Source organism: Enterobacter hormaechei ATCC 49162 (genome assembly GCF_001875655.1).
Lineage (GTDB): Bacteria > Pseudomonadota > Gammaproteobacteria > Enterobacterales > Enterobacteriaceae > Enterobacter > Enterobacter hormaechei.
In genome coordinates, this window is record NZ_MKEQ01000001.1 from 117,834 (window position 1) to 134,850 (window position 17,017).

General features: G+C 56.1%; 11 protein-coding genes and 1 pseudogene. 5 read left to right on the plus strand and 7 right to left on the minus strand.

The genetic code is table 11. From position 1 onward, the window contains the following. Positions 1 to 65: 65 nt before the first annotated feature. Complete coding sequence (locus tag BH712_RS00705) at positions 66 to 1,598, minus strand: SpoVR family protein (protein WP_006810976.1); 1,533 nt, start codon at positions 1,596 to 1,598, stop codon at positions 66 to 68. A 321-nt stretch (positions 1,599 to 1,919) separates the two neighbouring features. On the opposite strand from BH712_RS00705, the gene BH712_RS00715 reads away from it, so the two are divergent. Together BH712_RS00715 and dadX are read left to right on the plus strand one after the other, a co-directional pair. Continuing rightward, complete coding sequence (locus BH712_RS00715; protein ID WP_006810975.1) at positions 1,920 to 3,218, plus strand: D-amino acid dehydrogenase; 1,299 nt, start codon at positions 1,920 to 1,922, stop codon at positions 3,216 to 3,218. Positions 3,219 to 3,227: 9 nt separating this feature from the next. Continuing rightward, positions 3,228 to 4,298 (plus strand): catabolic alanine racemase DadX, encoded by a 1,071-nt coding sequence (gene dadX, locus BH712_RS00720; protein WP_006810974.1) that lies wholly within the window; start codon positions 3,228 to 3,230, stop codon positions 4,296 to 4,298. A gap of 114 nt (positions 4,299 to 4,412) precedes the next feature. Here dadX and BH712_RS00725 read toward each other — a convergent pair. Together BH712_RS00725 and ldcA are read right to left on the minus strand one after the other, a co-directional pair. Further along, a pseudogene (locus BH712_RS00725) lies at positions 4,413 to 6,080 on the minus strand (potassium/proton antiporter); the annotation flags it as partial. A gap of 97 nt (positions 6,081 to 6,177) precedes the next feature. Continuing rightward, entirely contained in the window at positions 6,178 to 7,092 is a 915-nt protein-coding gene (gene ldcA / locus BH712_RS00730; protein WP_006810972.1) for a muramoyltetrapeptide carboxypeptidase, read from the minus strand. A gap of 107 nt (positions 7,093 to 7,199) precedes the next feature. On the opposite strand from ldcA, the gene emtA reads away from it, so the two are divergent. Beyond that, positions 7,200 to 7,811 (plus strand): membrane-bound lytic murein transglycosylase EmtA, encoded by a 612-nt coding sequence (gene emtA / locus BH712_RS00735; protein WP_006810971.1) that lies wholly within the window; start codon positions 7,200 to 7,202, stop codon positions 7,809 to 7,811. Positions 7,812 to 7,850: 39 nt separating this feature from the next. On the opposite strand, the gene ycgR is transcribed toward emtA, so the two are convergent. Beyond that, the gene (gene ycgR / locus BH712_RS00740) at positions 7,851 to 8,582 is read right to left on the minus strand and encodes a flagellar brake protein YcgR (protein WP_006810970.1); all 732 of its coding nucleotides are present in this window, start codon (positions 8,580 to 8,582) and stop codon (positions 7,851 to 7,853) included. Positions 8,583 to 8,742: 160 nt separating this feature from the next. On the opposite strand from ycgR, the gene BH712_RS00745 reads away from it, so the two are divergent. Further along, complete coding sequence (locus BH712_RS00745; RefSeq protein ID WP_006810969.1) at positions 8,743 to 10,845, plus strand: TonB-dependent siderophore receptor; 2,103 nt, start codon at positions 8,743 to 8,745, stop codon at positions 10,843 to 10,845. Positions 10,846 to 10,935: 90 nt separating this feature from the next. Here BH712_RS00745 and BH712_RS00750 read toward each other — a convergent pair whose 3' ends face one another. Next, positions 10,936 to 12,618 (minus strand): alpha,alpha-trehalase, encoded by a 1,683-nt coding sequence (locus tag BH712_RS00750; RefSeq protein WP_006810968.1) that lies wholly within the window; start codon positions 12,616 to 12,618, stop codon positions 10,936 to 10,938. A gap of 437 nt (positions 12,619 to 13,055) precedes the next feature. On the opposite strand from BH712_RS00750, the gene BH712_RS00755 reads away from it, so the two are divergent. Next, positions 13,056 to 14,393, plus strand: a complete 1,338-nt coding sequence (locus tag BH712_RS00755; protein ID WP_032673888.1) for a carbohydrate porin — start codon at positions 13,056 to 13,058, stop codon at positions 14,391 to 14,393. 87 nt (positions 14,394 to 14,480) lie between these two features. On the opposite strand, the gene gap is transcribed toward BH712_RS00755, so the two are convergent. Both gap and BH712_RS00765 read right to left on the minus strand, forming a co-directional pair. Continuing rightward, positions 14,481 to 15,491: a type I glyceraldehyde-3-phosphate dehydrogenase gene (gene gap / locus BH712_RS00760; protein WP_032673887.1), complete on the minus strand. Its 1,011-nt coding sequence runs from the start codon at positions 15,489 to 15,491 to the stop codon at positions 14,481 to 14,483. A 78-nt stretch (positions 15,492 to 15,569) separates the two neighbouring features. Continuing rightward, complete coding sequence (locus BH712_RS00765; protein WP_006810965.1) at positions 15,570 to 16,550, minus strand: GlxA family transcriptional regulator; 981 nt, start codon at positions 16,548 to 16,550, stop codon at positions 15,570 to 15,572. Positions 16,551 to 17,017: the final 467 nt, after the last annotated feature.

The following is a 17,017-nucleotide window of genomic DNA, read 5'->3' on the forward strand; positions in this document are numbered from 1 at the left end:
ACCTCTCGATTGAGAGGTTTTTTTTTCGCCGGGTGGCGGCTTCGCCTGACCGGCATAAAATCCCACTAAAGCGTATTCATCCGCGCCGGGCACCGTTCCAGCAGCTCCACGCTGCCATCTTCGTTCTGCTGCTCCAGCAATACGTCAAATCCCCACAGGCGATGCACATGCTTCAGCACTTCTTTACGCCCCTTATCCAGCGGCGCGCGGTTGTGCGGGATATAGCGCAGCGTCAGAGAGCGATCGCCGCGCAGATCCACGTTCCAGACCTGAATGTTCGGTTCAAGATTGCTCAGGTTGTACTGGGATGACAGGCGCGAGCGGATCTCGCGATAGCCCTCTTCATTGTGGATGGCGGAGATCTCCAGGTAGTTGTTGCGGTCATCATCCAGTACGGTGAAGAAGCGGAAATCACGCATGATCTTCGGCGACATGAACTGGCTGATAAAGCTCTCATCCTTAAAATCACGCATCGCGAAGTGCAGCGTTTCCAGCCAGTCGGAACCGGCAATATCCGGGAACCAGTATTTGTCCTCTTCAGTAGGCGACTGGCAGATACGCTTGATATCCTGGAACATGGCAAACCCAAGCGCGTAGGGGTTAATGCCGCTGTACCACGGGCTGTTATACGCGGGCTGGAACACCACGTTGGTATGGCTGTGCAGAAACTCCATCATAAACCGCTCGGTGACTTTTCCTTCGTCATACAGATGGTTAAGAATGGTGTAGTGCCAGAAGGTCGCCCAGCCTTCGTTCATGACCTGAGTCTGCTTCTGCGGATAGAAATACTGGCTCACCTTGCGCACGATGCGCAGGATCTCACGCTGCCACGGCTCCAGCAGCGGGGCGTTTTTCTCCATAAAGTAGAGCAGGTTTTCCTGCGGCTCGGAAGGGTAACGACGCGCCTCGGCGACGGTTTTCTCCTCCTCGCGCTTCGGCAGGGTGCGCCACAGCATATTCACCTGGCTTTGCAGATACTCCTCGCGGCTCTTTTGCCGGGCTTTCTCTTCCTGCAACGAAATTTTTTGCGGGCGCTTATAGCGGTCAACGCCGTAGTTCATCAGCGCGTGGCAGGAGTCCAGCAGCTTCTCCACCTCGTCCACGCCGTAGCGCTCTTCGCAGTCGGTAATGTATTTGCGGGCGAAGATAAGGTAATCGACGATGGAGCTGGCGTCCGTCCAGCTGCGGAACAGATAGTTATTTTTGAAGAACGAGTTATGTCCGTAGCAGGCGTGCGCCATCACCAGCGCCTGCATGGTAATGGTGTTTTCCTCCATCAGATAGGCGATACACGGGTTAGAGTTAATGACGATTTCATACGCCAGTCCCTGCTGCCCGTGCTTATACAGCCGCTCTGTCTCAATGAATTTTTTGCCAAACGACCAGTGCGGATAGTTAATTGGCATCCCGACGCTGGAGTAAGCGTCCATCATCTGTTCCGAGGTGATGACTTCAATTTGATGGGGGTAGGTATCCAGACGATAGAGTTTGGCCACCCGGTCGATCTCCGCCAGGTAGACATCCAGCAACTCGAAGGTCCAGTCGGGTCCATCGCTCAGACGGGTACTGTCCCTGGACATGGAATCTAGTGTAGCCATTAGCGCGCCCTCGTTGTTGGTCGCTCTCTCTGACTGGAGAGCCTCCTTTCAAGCATAGATCACCCCATTCAAATACGCGGGGCGCAGAAATTTTTTCTTTGCGATTTCCCGTTTTCGATACGGCAAAAAAAGCGGTGCTCGCAGAATTTTCTACTGGTTAAAAATAACGCGCAGCAGGAGATCCCAAATAAGCGCTATCCCCTGATACAGCGGGATATGTGAGATAAGTCACCATAAAAAAGTCATATGTTGAATAATATTTTCAACTAGGTTATCAATCTGTAATTAGATGATTGTTCTTTTGCTCATAATGGAGTGGCTATGCGTGTTGTCATACTGGGAAGTGGTGTCGTTGGCGTAACCAGCGCCTGGTATTTAAGTCAGGCGGGACATGAGGTTACCGTGATCGATCGCGAATCCGGTCCGGCGCTGGAAACCAGTGCGGCGAACGCGGGGCAAATTTCCCCGGGCTACGCTGCGCCGTGGGCGGCCCCGGGCGTTCCCCTGAAGGCGATTAAATGGATGTTTCAGCGACATGCGCCGCTGGCGATAAGCCTGGACGGTACGCAGTTCCAGCTTAAGTGGATGTGGCAGATGCTGCGCAACTGCGACACCCGCCACTACATGGAAAACAAAGGGCGCATGGTGCGCCTGGCGGAATACAGCCGCGATTGCCTGAAAGCGCTGCGTGCCTCAACGGGCATCGAATATGAAGGGCGCCAGGGCGGCACGCTTCAGCTGTTCCGTACCGCGCAACAGTACGAAAACGCGACCCGCGATATCGCCGTGCTTGAAGATGCGGGCGTACCGTATCAGCTGCTGGAGGCCAGCCAGCTGGCGCAGGTGGAACCGGCGCTTGCCGAGGTCGCGCACAAGCTGACGGGCGGTCTGCGTTTACCGAACGATGAAACCGGCGACTGCCAGCTTTTCACCCAGCGTCTGGCGCGCATGTGCGAGCAGGCCGGGGTGAAATTCCGCTTCAATACTTCTGTCGACAAACTGCTGTCGGAAGGGGAGAAGATTTACGGGGTGAAGTGTGGGGAAGAGGTGATTAAAGCCGACGCCTACGTGATGGCGTTTGGCTCCTACTCAACCGCGATGCTGAAAGGGATCCTGGATATCCCGGTCTATCCGCTGAAAGGCTACTCCCTGACCATTCCGGTGAAAGAGGACAACGGCGCGCCGGTCTCTACCATTCTTGATGAAACCTACAAAATCGCCATCACCCGCTTTGATAACCGGATCCGCGTTGGCGGCATGGCGGAGATCGTGGGCTTTAATACCGAGTTGCTCAAACCGCGTCGTGAAACGCTGGAGATGGTCGTGGGCGATCTCTTCCCGCGTGGCGGCTTCATTGAGCAGGCCACGTTCTGGACCGGACTGCGTCCAATGACGCCAGACGGCACGCCTATAGTGGGCCGCACGCCGTACAAAAATTTGTGGACCAACACCGGTCACGGCACGCTCGGCTGGACCATGGCCTGCGGTTCGGGCCAGCTGCTGAGCGACCTGATTTCCGGGCGTACACCGGCCATTCCGTTTGACGATTTAAGCGCGGCACGCTATCAATCAGGGTTTACCCCATCGCGTCCACAGCATCTGCACGGCGCGCATAATTAAGGAGTTGTCATGTCCCGTCCTATTCTGGCCCAGCTGGATTTGCAGGCGCTGAAGGATAACCTGCAAATTGTTCGCCGTGCTGCGCCGGGTTCTCGTGTCTGGTCGGTGGTGAAAGCCAACGCCTACGGTCATGGCATCGACCGTATCTGGAGTGCGCTTGGCGCCACCGATGGTTTTGCCTTGCTCAATCTGGAAGAGGCCATCCTGCTGCGCGAGCGCGGCTGGAAGGGACCAATCCTGCTGCTGGAAGGGTTCTTCCATGCGCAAGATCTGCCTCTGCTGGATAAGTATCGTCTGACGACCAGCGTGCACAGTAACTGGCAGATCAAGGCCATTCAGGATGCGAAGCTGCATGCCCCGCTGGATATCTATCTCAAAGTGAACAGCGGTATGAACCGTCTGGGCTTCCAGCCTGAGCGGGTGCATACGGTCTGGCAGCAGCTTCGTGCGCTGAAAAACGTCGGTGAGATGACGCTGATGGCGCACTTCGCCGATGCGGAAAAGCCGGACGGCATTGCCGATGCCATGGTGCGCATTGAGCAGGCGGCAGAAGGGCTGGATTGTCCGCGCTCACTGTCGAACTCCGCGGCTACGCTCTGGCATCCTGAGGCGCACTACAACTGGGTGCGTCCGGGGATCATTCTGTACGGCGCGTCACCCTCCGGGCAGTGGCAGGATATTGCCAACAGCGGCCTGAAGCCGGTGATGACCCTGCGCAGTGAGATCATCGGTGTACAGACGCTGAAAGCGGGCGATACGGTGGGCTATGGCAGCCGCTACCGGGCAGCGGGCGAACAGCGTATAGGTATTGTGGCGGGGGGCTATGCAGACGGTTATCCGCGTATCGCCCCGAGCGGCACGCCGGTATGGGTTGATGGCGTGCGCACGGGGACGGTCGGCACCGTTTCAATGGACATGCTGGCCATTGATCTCACGCCGTGCCCCCAGGCGGGGATCGGCTCACCGGTTGAACTGTGGGGCAACGAGGTCAAAATTGATGACGTGGCGACCGCAGCGGGCACCGTCGGGTATGAACTGATGTGCGCGCTGGCGCCAAGAGTGCCGGTTGTGACGGTGTAACCTCACGATGTGCCGGGTAAGCGTTAGCGCCACCCGGCAAAAAAGCCGCTACTCCGCTTCCTCCTCCATCGGCCTTACGCCGACTTTGCGCACCGCGTTATCTTCTTTCTCCGCTACCGTCCAGATCATCCCGGCAAACTCCACCTGGTCACCAACGACCGGCGCAGCCCCTAATAATTGCTGGATAATCTCACCCAGTGTTTGCTGGTTATCGCGATTCTCCAGTCCTCCTTCCAGGCCATAAATCAGCGCCACATCCGCAAAGCGGGCGCTGGCTTCCAGGATAAAATCGCCGAAGAAACGCTGATCCAGCGCCACCGGAGGCGACTGGCTGAACAGCTTGCCGAGGGCAGGCAGGTCGCGCTCGCGGCCAATCACGCAGAGAATATCGTTCTCACGCAGCCGCGTGCTGCCGGTCGGGTGCAGCAGGGCGTTATCCCGGAACAGGGCCGCAATGCGCGTTTCAGCGGGCATATGCAGGTCGCGAAGGGACGCGCCCACGCACCACTTATCGGCGCTCAGCTGGTAGACAAACTGTTCCCACGGATTCTCAGGGTGAATATCCAGCCCCACGCGGGAGACGGGCCAGCCAACGGGCGGAACGACCACTTTGGCTTTTTTCGCCGCCCAGCCCAGCGACGTTCCCTGGAACAGCAGCGACACCAGCACCACGAAGAAGGCGACGTTGAAGAACAGGCGGGCGTTGTCCAGCCCGGCCATCATCGGGAACACGGCCAGAATAATCGGCACCGCACCGCGCAGCCCCACCCAACTGATAAACACCCGCTCGCGCAGGTTAAACCCACGAAACGGCAGCAGGCCGGCAAACACCGACAGCGGACGGGCGAAGAAGATCATCCACGCCGATAACAGCAGCGCTGGCACAGCGATGGGCAGCAGATCCGACGGCGTCACCAGCAGGCCCAGCACGAGGAACATGGCGATTTGCGCCAGCCAGGCCAGCCCGTCAAAGTTTTGCAGAATCGCATAACGGTTACGGATCGGCCGGTTGCCCAGCAGAAAACCGCAAAGGTAAACCGCCAGAATGCCGCTACCGTCGAGCGCGGTGGTGACGGCGAAGATCAGAATGCCGCCGCTCAGGGCCAGCAGCGGGTAAAGGCCGGAAGGCAGTGTGATTCGGTTGATCGTATGCTGCAACAGGTAACCGCCGCCGAGACCAATAATAATCCCGAGGCCAAACTGCTGAAGAATGTGCCAGGCAAACATCCAGCTCAGGCCGGTTTCATGCTGCTGGATCATCTCAATCAGGGTGATGGTCAGAAACACCGCCATCGGATCGTTACTGCCGGATTCAATCTCAAGCGTTGAGCCAACACGTTCGTTCAGCCCCTTGCCGCCGAGCAGCGAGAAAACCGCTGCCGCATCGGTAGAGCCGACAATTGCGCCAATCAGCAGGCCTTCCATTATATCGAGGTTAAACAGCCAGGCTGCCATCATGCCGGTCAAACCGGAGGTGATCAGCACCCCGACGGTCGCCAGAGACAGCGCCGGGCCTAAGGCCACGCGAAACGAACTTGCCTGGGTGCGCATGCCGCCGTCCAGTAAAATCACCGCCAGCGCGAGGTTACTCACCATATAGGCGAAAGGGTAGTTATCGAAGGGGATACCGCCGATACCGTCGATCCCGGCCAGCATGCCGATAGCCAGAAAAATGACAAGAATAGGTATGCCAAGACGCGATGAAAATGAACTTAATAAAATGCTAAAGGTTACCAGGATGGAACCCAGAATGAAAAGACTGATTATCGCTGTGGCACCCAATGTTGTCTTACTCCCACCTCAATGTGAACGCTGTTATTAAAACCCTAACATATTAACAACGTTCACTGCGTTTTATTGAGGGGGAATAACGGCTTTTTTATGCCTTTAAGACCGGATGACCGCTGATTGTCAGCCGACTGCCTGAATTATCGTGCGTCAGGCGCGCCCGGGCACCCAGCGGCAGCGTCACGGTTTGCTGCTCATGGCCGAAATCGAGACCGGCGATCACCGGGATATCCAGCCGGGAACGAATGAAATCGACCATGGTTTCCAGCGTGTAGCCCGCATCGTAATCGTTGGGCGCTGAACCGCTAAAACTGCCCAGTACAATGGCCGACTGCCGATCCAGGATCCCGGCGTGATACAGCTGCAACAGCATGCGTTCCACGCGGAACGGGTGTTCGTTGATATCTTCCAGCACCAGTATGCCGTCCGTGATCTGCGGCAGCCACGGCGTACCCATCAGCGACACCAGCATCGCGAGGTTTCCGCCCCACAGTTGCCCTTCACATTCCCAGTGCGGTCCGCTGCCTTGCCATTCAATGGTGAAGGTCGGGTTTTGCAGGGCGCGCCAGAAATGGTCCTGCGTAAACGCATCCAGCTCCGGCGCGCCAAAGTTACCGGCCAGCATCGGGCCGCTAAAGGTAATGACGTTATGCAACGCCAGCAGGCCGAGCTGGATCGCCGTGAAATCGCTGTGTCCGCAGATCAACAGCGGATCCTGCTGCTGGCGTGCGGCCAGCCCGGCCCAGTCGATGCTCTCCAGCAGTCGGCTTGCGCCATAGCCGCCGCGCACGGCCAGCACAATGTTATTTTTGCCTTCCAGCGTCACCAGGCTGTTGATATCGCTCAGTCTTTGCGCTTCCGTACCGGCAAAACGCTGCATGCGGCGGGGGATAATTGTCTGATTTTCTACCTGATGGCCCATTTCCAGCAGGCGCTGAACGCCCCGCTGTGCCGCCTCCTGGTTGATGCAGTAGCCCGACGGTGCGATGAGATGAAACTGAGGCATGGCAATTCCTTGCTGAATGAGAATCTAATTGTCTATATCATGCCGCTTATACGCCGCCTGCTTCAAGGGGCGACGTACCGCGATGACCGGCTATAAGGATAGATGACGTGAAATTGAGATGGTTTGCTTTTTTGATTGTGCTGCTCGCTGGCTGTAGTTCAAAACATGATTATCAAAATCCCCCCTGGAACCCTGAAGTGCCGGTAAAGCGGGCCATGCAGTGGATGCCGATCAGCGAACAAGCCGGGAAGGCCTGGGGCGTTAGCCCGCGTCTGATTACGGCAATCATCACCGTGGAATCCGGCGGCAACCCGACGCTGGTGAGCAAATCGAATGCGGTGGGGCTGATGCAGTTAAAAGCCTCGACGGCGGGGAGAGAGGTCTATCGCTACATGGGCTGGAAGGGACAGCCATCCACCAGCGAACTGAAAAACCCGGAACGTAATATCTCTATGGGAACCGCTTACCTGAGCATTCTGGAGCATGGCATTCTGAAGGGGATTGACGATCCGGAAGTGATGCAATATGCGCTGGTGGTGTCGTACGTGAACGGCGCTGGCGCGCTGCTCCGAACCTTCTCATCCGATCGCAAAGAGGCGATAGAAGAGATCAACGATATGGATAAAGATGAATTCTTCGAGCACGTCGTGAAGAATCATCCGTCAGCACAGGCGCCGCGTTATATCTGGAAAGTACAGAAAGCGATGGACGCGATGTAACCCCTTTGTCGGGCGGGGCAGCACGCTGCCCGACGCCTTTCAGCGCACTTTGTTCGCGCGTTCCCGCGCGTCACGCTCCAGTGAAAAGATGATGCGCTGTAGTTCGCGCTCGGCGCCTGGCCCGACGTTCAGGAAGCGAAAGCTCAGCCGTGGAGTGGTAATGGTTTCGTTTTTGCTGTCCACCACCTTGCGCTCACTGATGGCAATCAGCTGGGCGTCAAACCAGAAGCGTCCCCATCCGCCCATATCCAGCTCAATCTGACTAAAACGCATACCTTCCACCAGGCCTTCCGGCTTCGGCGTATCCATCAACGCGCCCATACCGCCCAGCGACAGGTCAAAGAGACGAAAGCGGATCTCTTTTTTGTCCGGCATTTTTGCCTTACAGAAATAGGCCGGGTGAAGCGGGGCGCTGATGCGAAAGTATTCCCGGCGTTGCACGAACCAGAGGTTAGCGGGCAAGGGGGCGATAAACGCAGGCAAACCCTGGTAGGCGATCGTGGTCAGGCGAGGCAGCACAAACTCGACTTTAGCCCCCTGCGTTTCGGCCATCACCGAGAGATTTTTTGCCTGTAGCGCGGCACGGTTTTCATCGTTCTGGCTACCCAGATCCACGATCAGGTGTTCTGCCGTTACGTCCAGGATCTTGCTGATAAATTGACTGGTTGACCAGTTGATGCGCAGCGGCACCTCACCTTTTTTCAGGTCGCGTAACACCCCTAATACAGCCAGCGGATTTTGTTTCAGGAACTGCTCACTGTAGCTACTCACGCCAGATGGCTCCTCGATAGATGACAGACTGTCTCTGGGTTATCGGCACGCTGGCATGAAACTTAATACAAACGATCTGTTTTTCTCTGCTGATATTGCTTTGCTAATGGAAATGATAATAATTGACGTTCCCAATATCATCTTATAACAAGACGACACTATGAGTACTTCACGTTTTGCGTTATGCGCGTTGGCAGGCGCCGTCACGCTGGCATTGCAGACACAGGCTTTCGCAGAAGAATCCACCATGGTGGTGACCGGCACAGAGCAGGGCAGCGCGCTTCCCGGCTGGACCAACAGCGCCACGAAATCAGCCGTCGCGGAAAGTAAAACGCCGCAGGTGATCAACACCATCGCCGCTAAAGAGATTGAGCAGCGGCACGCCAGTTCTATAAACGAGATCCTGCGCTATGCGCCGGGCGTTTCCACGGAGGTGCGCGGGAGCACCTCTTACATGAGCGAGTACAAAATTCGCGGGTTCAACGTCGAGCAGGAGTTCTACAACGGCCTGCAACTCCCCTATAACGTCACCGGGAACACCAAAGCGCGAATCGATCCACTGCTGGTTGAGAGCGTCGATATCCTGAAAGGGCCGTCGTCCGTGCTTTATGGCGGCGGCTCCCCGGGCGGGCTGGTCAATATCCAGAGTAAAAAGCCGCAAAAAGAGGCGAAAACGGAGCTGGGCTTTAACACCGGAAACCGTAATCTGAAAGAGGGGTATCTGGATTCTACGGGGCAGATCGCGAACAGCGACTGGAACTATCGCCTGCTGGGCAAAGCGACGGAAAGTGACGAACAGGCGCACACCACGCGCTATGAAAACTATCTGGTGGCCCCCTCCGTGACCTGGCAGCCGGATGACAAAACGCGTCTGACCATTGACGCGCTGGCGCAAAATACGCCGAGCCTGACGCCGTCTGACCCGATGCCGCTAAGCTATCTGCGATCGAAATACGCCGATCGTCGTGACTATGCCGGGGATGAGTGGAGCGGCTTTAAACAGCGCCAGTGGATGGTGGGCTACAGCTTTGAACATGAGTTTGACAGTGGCTGGGGCTTTAACCAGAAAGCGCGCTACTTTGATGTGGACACCCACCAGCGCAGCGCCTATTCCACCGGGACGGGCAGCGAGGTCTACCAGCTCAACCGCTTCGCCTATACCACGGATGAAGATTTGCAGAGTTTCAACATTGATAACCAGGTGACCCGAACCGTCGCGCTGGGAGAGTGGAAACACCATCTGCTGGCGGGCTTTGACTATCAGAAGCTGAATTCTCACTTCCATTATCGTTACGCCTCATCCACACCGGGTATCGATATGCGCAATCCGGATCACGCGCAGATCGATAACGATGCGCTGGGGCTTTACACCGCGCAGAAAAACCGTCTCAGCTATCAGCAGAATGGCTATTACCTCCAGGATCAGATTGCGTTTGGCGGGCTGAACGTACTGGCCAGCCTGCGCTATGACGACTACCGTTCCGTCACCACCAACTATCTGCAAAACGGTGACAAAGCCTGGGTATCGCAGGATCGCCTCACGAAACGCCTGGGTGCGCTTTATGCCTTCGACAATGGACTCTCGCCGTTTATCAGCTATTCGGAAGGGTTCGCCCCGGTATCTCCGCAGGGCACGCTGACTGCGAAAGACGTTAAGCCCACCACCAGCAAGCAGGTGGAGGGTGGGGTGAAATACCTGCTGGCGGAATACGCAACCACCTTCACCGCCTCGGTGTTTAACATTCGTCAGAAAAATGTGGTGACCAGCGATCCGGGCTTCCTGAACTATCGCCAGACCGGGGAAGTGGAATCGAAAGGTGCGGAGCTTTCTGCCGTCAGTCGTCCAACGGATAACCTGACGCTGATTGCTAACTACGCCTATACCCACGCCATCAACACTGAAGATGACAAGTACCAGGGCAAACGACCGACGCAGGTCCCTGAGAACGCCTTTAATCTGTGGGGGGACTACACCTTTGACAGCACCCCGCTGAGAGGCTTAACGCTGGGGGCAGGTGCACGCTACACCGGACCGATGGAAATTTCGCCAGCCAACGACGCAGGCAAGCTGGGCGGTACAACGCAGTACGATCTGGCGGCATCCTACCGCATGGGCGAACTGGCGCCATCGCTGGAGGGGCTGACGCTGAAAGCGAGCGCGCAGAACGTCACCAACAAAGAGACGCTCACCTGCTATGACGCGACCAACTGCTGGATAGGCCGAGATCGCACGTTCCAGGTCGGAGCGAGCTACAGCTTCTGAAAAAAGCCCGGTAGCGCTTCGCTACCGGGCCAATCTATTGCACGGAACCATCCCCTCGCCCCACCGGGGAGAGGGTCAGGGTGAGGGGCGCTACTGCGCCGCCTGTTTCGCAGGGGCAACGTCATCGTTAGCCGCAGGCTGATTCTCCGGTACGCTGTCGCACGGCTTCTCTTTCGGACAGACCATGTCCAGCATTCTGAGCGTCACGCCGTTACTCCAGCCAAAACCGTCCTGCAACGGATACTCACCGCCACCACCGCCGGTACCGGTCGAAGAGACGTCGTATTTCTCAACCAGTTTCTTCTCGCGATCGTAGGTATGCTGAACGTTTTTCAGGAAACGCCAGGTCACGTCCATCGCCACTTTCTGCTGACCATAGTTCTGCAAACCTTCCACCGCAACCCACTGCAACGGCGCCCAGCCGTTTGGCGCATCCCACTGCTGTCCGCTGTTGATGGTGGTGGTAGAAATTCCGCCCGGTTTCAACAGGCGTGACGAAGCGGCTGCGGCCACTTTGTCGGCGCGATCCTGCGATGCAGCTTTCACATACAGCGGGAAGAGGGCCGCGGCTGTCAGCTGGTTACGCACTTTCCCGGTTTTCAGATCGTAATCCGCATACCAGCCCTCTTTATCGTTCCACAGATGGCTTTCCATCGCTTTCTGACGTGCGGAGGCCAGCGCGTCGTATTTGTTTGCGCTGGCGGTATCACCGTCTTCCTGGCTGGCGCGGGCCAGCAGTTTTTCCATCTTAAACATCAGCGCATTCAGATCCACCGGCACGATGCTGGTGGTGCGGATGGTGCCCAGCTTCTGTGGATCGTCCATCCAGCGGGAGCTGAAATCCCAGCCCGAGGCGGCGGCAGAGCGCAGATCGCGGTAAATCTCCGTAGCCGGACGGTCAGGGTTATTTTTGGCGGTGGTGACATCATCCAGCCAGGACTCAGGACGTGGGGTATCCTTGTCATCCCAGTAACGGTTGAGAAGGGAGCCGTCATCCAGCTTTACCACGCGTTTGTTCGCCTGACCAGGCTGAAGCCCATCCGCCCCCTCCATCCAGTAGGCATACTCCTTTTCCATCTGCGGACGGTATTTCTTTAACGCATCGCTGTCATGCGTGGCCAGCAGTTCCACCATCAGCGAGAAGAACGGCGGCTGAGAGCGGCTCAGGTAATAGCTGCGGTTGCCGTTAGGGATATGGCCCCAGGTATCAAGCTCGTAAGCGAAGTTGTCCACCATGTCGCCGATCTTGTCCCAGTGGCCGCTCTCGGCCAGCCCCAGCATAGTGAAATAGCTGTCCCAGTAATAGACTTCGCGGAAGCGTCCCCCCGGCACGACATAGGGTTTTGGCAGGGGAAGAAGAGAGTCCCATTTGTTCGCTTTGTCGGTGGTGCGGGTCAGCACAGGCCACAAATCGTCTATGTGTTCTCGCAGGCTTTGGCCCTCCGGGGGAACGTATTTCTCACCTTCCTTCGGCAGGATAAAGTTCATCTCCACGAAGTGGCGCAGGTCAAAACCGGACTGGGTATGCTGCATCCGGTAATCCGCCAGGATCGTTAGCGGGTCGCTTTTGGGAACGGCATCCGCGAAGGTTTTCTGATCCGGGAACAGTTTGGCGCTCTGGACTTCATTAAAGAGGGGGCCAAGGAGAATATCAGGTGAGCTTTGCTGGCTCGCTGGCTGGTCTTCAGCGTAACCCAATGCGGTTACACCGAATAGTGCGCCTGCCAACGCAAGGTGTAACAAGCCGGGGCGTAGCATTCGAGTTTTTATCATCGGTTCATCTCCATTCGTCGCTGGGCAGCGTCACCGCTGTCGTCAATCACCTGAAAACCTTAGACGAATATTGCCCGCTTCGCGTGTTGGATATCCCATTTTGCGCATTACCAGACAATTTACCGCCGCGCCCGGGCGCGAGACGCGCGGCGAAAAGTATTTGCCCAGGAAATGTTTTTTAAAGAGTAATAATTATTAAATATCCTATCAGGCAAAGCTATGAATATAGGCCTGGCTAATGGCTTGCACCCTTTTTTAATTCTGTGAGCGGGGTTGCGTTTATTTATTTCATTCCGCGAATAAGTTTCCGCGAAGGTCACACAAAGTAAAAATCATAATCGATATAACAAAAAACATAATAGCCCGCCGAAAAGCATTTAGACGAAATAGGGTGACCCATCACCGTGGGTGTTCACTTTTATTTCAGGATGGATTCTATGCAATTAAAAAAAATGGTTGTCCTCGTGGGGGCACTCTGTTCTGGCTCTCTTTTTGCTGCACAAAACGCGACGAGCATTGATGAAAAACTGGCGCAACTGGAGGCGCAAATCGAGGCGCTGAAACAACAGCAGGCGGCCAGCCAGCAGGTCGCATCCGTGGTTGTGCAGTCAGAAGAGCCCGTCAATAAAGATGCACCACCGAAGCTGACGCTTTCGGGCTTTGGCGATATAAAATTTTATGGCGATGTGGAATTTAATATGGATGCTGCCAGCAAAACCGGCAGCCTGACTTCTGTTAAGCAAAGCGCTAATAGCGACTGGGCGCCGGGCGATAAAGAACGCTGGGATATTAATGGTCGAATTTTGCTGGGCTTTGATGGTTACCGAAAAATGGATAACGGTCATTTTGCCGGATTTTCTGTGCAGCCGCTGGGAGATTTAGCCGGGCAAATGTACCTTGATGATGCGGTATTCTTCTTTGGCACAGAAAACGACTGGGAAATTAAAGTGGGACGTTTTGAAGCCTACGATATGTTCCCGCTCAACCAGGATACCTTTGTTGAATACTCGGGCAATACCGCGGACGATCTTTATAGCGACGGCTACGGTTACATTTATATGCTGAAAGAGGGGCGTGGCCGTACCGACAGCGGCGGAAACTTCCTGATGAGTAAAACGCTGGATAACTGGTATTTCGAGCTGAATACGCTGTTCAAAGACGGCAGCGATCTGTATGTCGACCAGCGCTACCATGGTGCGGAACTGGAAAATGACAAGAACGTCGCCTATGTCCGGCCGGTTATTTCGTGGCAGGACGGCCCGTTCTCAACGGCCATCGCTATGGAAACCAATCTGGTCAACAATGCTTATGGCTATCGGGATGACGCGGGTCGTTGGGTCGATCAGTCTGACCGCACTGGTTACGGATTCACCATGACCTGGGATGGTCTGAAAACCGACCCGGAGGATGGGGTAGTCGTGAATCTCAACACAGCGTATCTGGACGCCGCAGACGAAACGGACTTCACCACGGGTATCAATGCCCTGTGGCGTAACGTTGAGCTGGGCTATATTTATGCCCATAACGAAATCGAAGAATTTAACACCTCCACCTTTGACGCAGAGTGTGAGAATGACTGCTGGATCACCGATCCGGGTGAGTATGATATTCACACTGTCCATGCGTCATACCTCATTCCCAACGTAATGAAGATGAAGAACTTTAATATTTATCTGGGCGCCTACGCTTCGTGGGTGAACGCGTCGCCGAAAGAGGGAAGCGATAAGAACGACGATCGTTATGGCGGTCGTGTGCGGTTTAAATATTATTTCTGAAAGGTGTCATGGTGCCCCCCTGTTAGCTGGCAGAGGGGCCATTTTGCAGGCCGGGTAAGCGCAAGCGCCACCCGGCAATGCGGTCGGCTACAACCCTTTCTTATCCATCAGCACCGCCAGATCCACCAGACGGTTCGAGAAGCCCCATTCGTTGTCATACCACGACAGGATCTTCACCATATTCCCGCCAATCACCAGCGTTGACAGCCCGTCGATGATGGATGAGCGCGGGTCGCCCTGATAATCACTGGAGACCAGCGGTTCATCGCTGTAGCCCAGGATGCCTTTCAGCGGCCCGCTGGCGGCGGCCTGACGGAACGCGTCATTCACCTCTTCGGCGGTCACGTTGCGGCTCAGCGTTACGGTCAGATCGACAATCGATACCACCGGAACCGGTACGCGCAGGGAATACCCGGTAAGTTTGCCGTCCAGTTCGGGGATCACTTTCCCGAGCGCTTTTGCCGCGCCGCTGGAATAAGGGACAATCGATAATGCTGCCGCGCGCGCGCCGCGCAGATCTTTTTCCGGCTGGTCATGCAGCGCCTGGCTGTTGGTGTAGGCATGCGTGGTGTTCATCAGCCCATGTTCGATGCCAAACTGCTGGTGCAGCACCTGCGCCGCCGGTGCCAGCCCGTTAGTGGTGCAACTCCCGTTGCTGACCACAACATGCTGGCCCGGATCGTACAGCGTGTGGTTCACGCCCATCACCACCGTCAGATCATCATTTTTAGCAGGCGCGGAGATAATGACGCGTTTCGCGCCGCCGCGGGTGATATGCACCGCCGCTTTTTCACGTTCCGTGAAGAAGCCGGTGGCCTCGATCACCACCTCGACACCGGCGTCTTTCCACGGAATGTTTGCCGGGTCGCGTTCGCTGAATACGGTGATGCGCTGCCCGTCAACCTGAAGCGCGCCGTCCGCCGCTTCAACGGGCACTGGCAGCGTACCGAGCAGAGAGTCATATTTCAGCAGATGAGCGAGGGTTTTACTGTCCGTCAGATCGTTAATGGCCACAATCTGGAGATCCGGGTTGCCCAGCGCCGCGCGCAGAACATTACGTCCGATACGGCCGAAACCGTTAATACCGACCTTAACCATGATGTACTCCTTATCTGTGTTGTCTGGAGTCACTGTAGGCGTCAGGCCGGATGGCGTAAATGACAAAAAAGGATCAGATTACGCCATTCTGCGGCAGTGGAAGCGCTGGCGGTATTCGCCCGGTGTGAGATGAAGCTGCTTCTCAAAAACGCGGCGCAGGTTAATGCTGGTACCAAACCCGCTTTTTTCAGCAATCACATCAAGCGGATCCGGGGTCTGCTCCAGTAGCTGGCGGGCGGCAGCCAGGCGCGCCTCGGTAACATATCGGGCCGGAGGCACACCCACGTCACGCGTAAACACGCGGGTGAAATTGCGCGGACTCATGGCGACCCGTTCGGCCAGCTTCTCGACGCATAAATCTGCGGTGAGATTTTGCAGGATCCAGCTTTGCAGTTCGCTGACAGGTCCGGTCGCGCCGGACTGCTCCAGGTTATAGCGGCTGAACTGTAGCTGGCCGCCAGGCCGACGCAGGTACATCACCATATCCTGCGCCACGTTGCGGGCGAGGGTGAAGCCATAATCGTCTTCCACCAGCGCCAGCGTCAGATCAAAGCCGGAGCTGACGCCGCCGGACGTCCAGACGGGACCATCCTGAACATAGAGCGGGCCGCCCTCAACGTTGACCGCCGGATAGCAGGTTTTTAACGTCTCCAGAAGCCGCCAGTGGGTCGTTGCCCGGCGCCCGTTGAGCAGTCCGGCCTGTGCCAGCAGCAGGGCTCCGCCGCAGACAGAGGCGACGCGGCGCGCATGCGGCGCGGCCAGGTGCAGCCAGTCCACCACGGCGGTGCTCTCCTGCTCATTCATGCCGCGACCGGTGATAATGATCGTGTCCAGCGGCGCGCGCGGATCCAGCTCCGGCAGGCGATAGTCCGCCAGCAGGTTTAATCCGGACTGACCGTGGATCACCAGGTGAGGCTGGGTGGTGGCGATAATGATGCGATAGCGGGGCTGCGCAAGGCCGTCCGGGTGCAGCCGGTTGGCCTGCATCAGAATGTCGGCGATACCGGCGGCCTCAAACAACATGCCACCGTCAGGTACGATAATCAGGATCTTCTTCATGTCCTGAAAAGTACCTTTATCACAAAATAAGTCAAGCGGCAGGCGACTACCGTAGACAAGACACCGGAGGCGTGGAGAGGCTTGCCCGGGGGAAAGAATGAAACGCCAGATGTTGGTAAGAAGTAAACGAAATATGTAGTAACGGTAAAACTTCTTGCGTGAGATTATTTGTCAACGACGCTGAAACCCCCAGTTTATGGGGTGTGCGGGAGCGCGCTGAACAACAATCCAACTAAAAGATGTAGTCAGGCTTAATTATTCATGCACAAAAAATAACCCCTGAGGATAATTTCGATAATGTTATTTCGGAACGCGAAATTAAATCCCTGCCATTTTCTTCTTCAGTTTTTGTTAATGAGGGGTACGCCTGTGCAATTAAAGTTATCTTCAGGATGCAACAATGAAAATATCCCAGATATATCCCGCAGCGCACAGAAAAAATGAAATTCTACTAATTATGGTAGTGG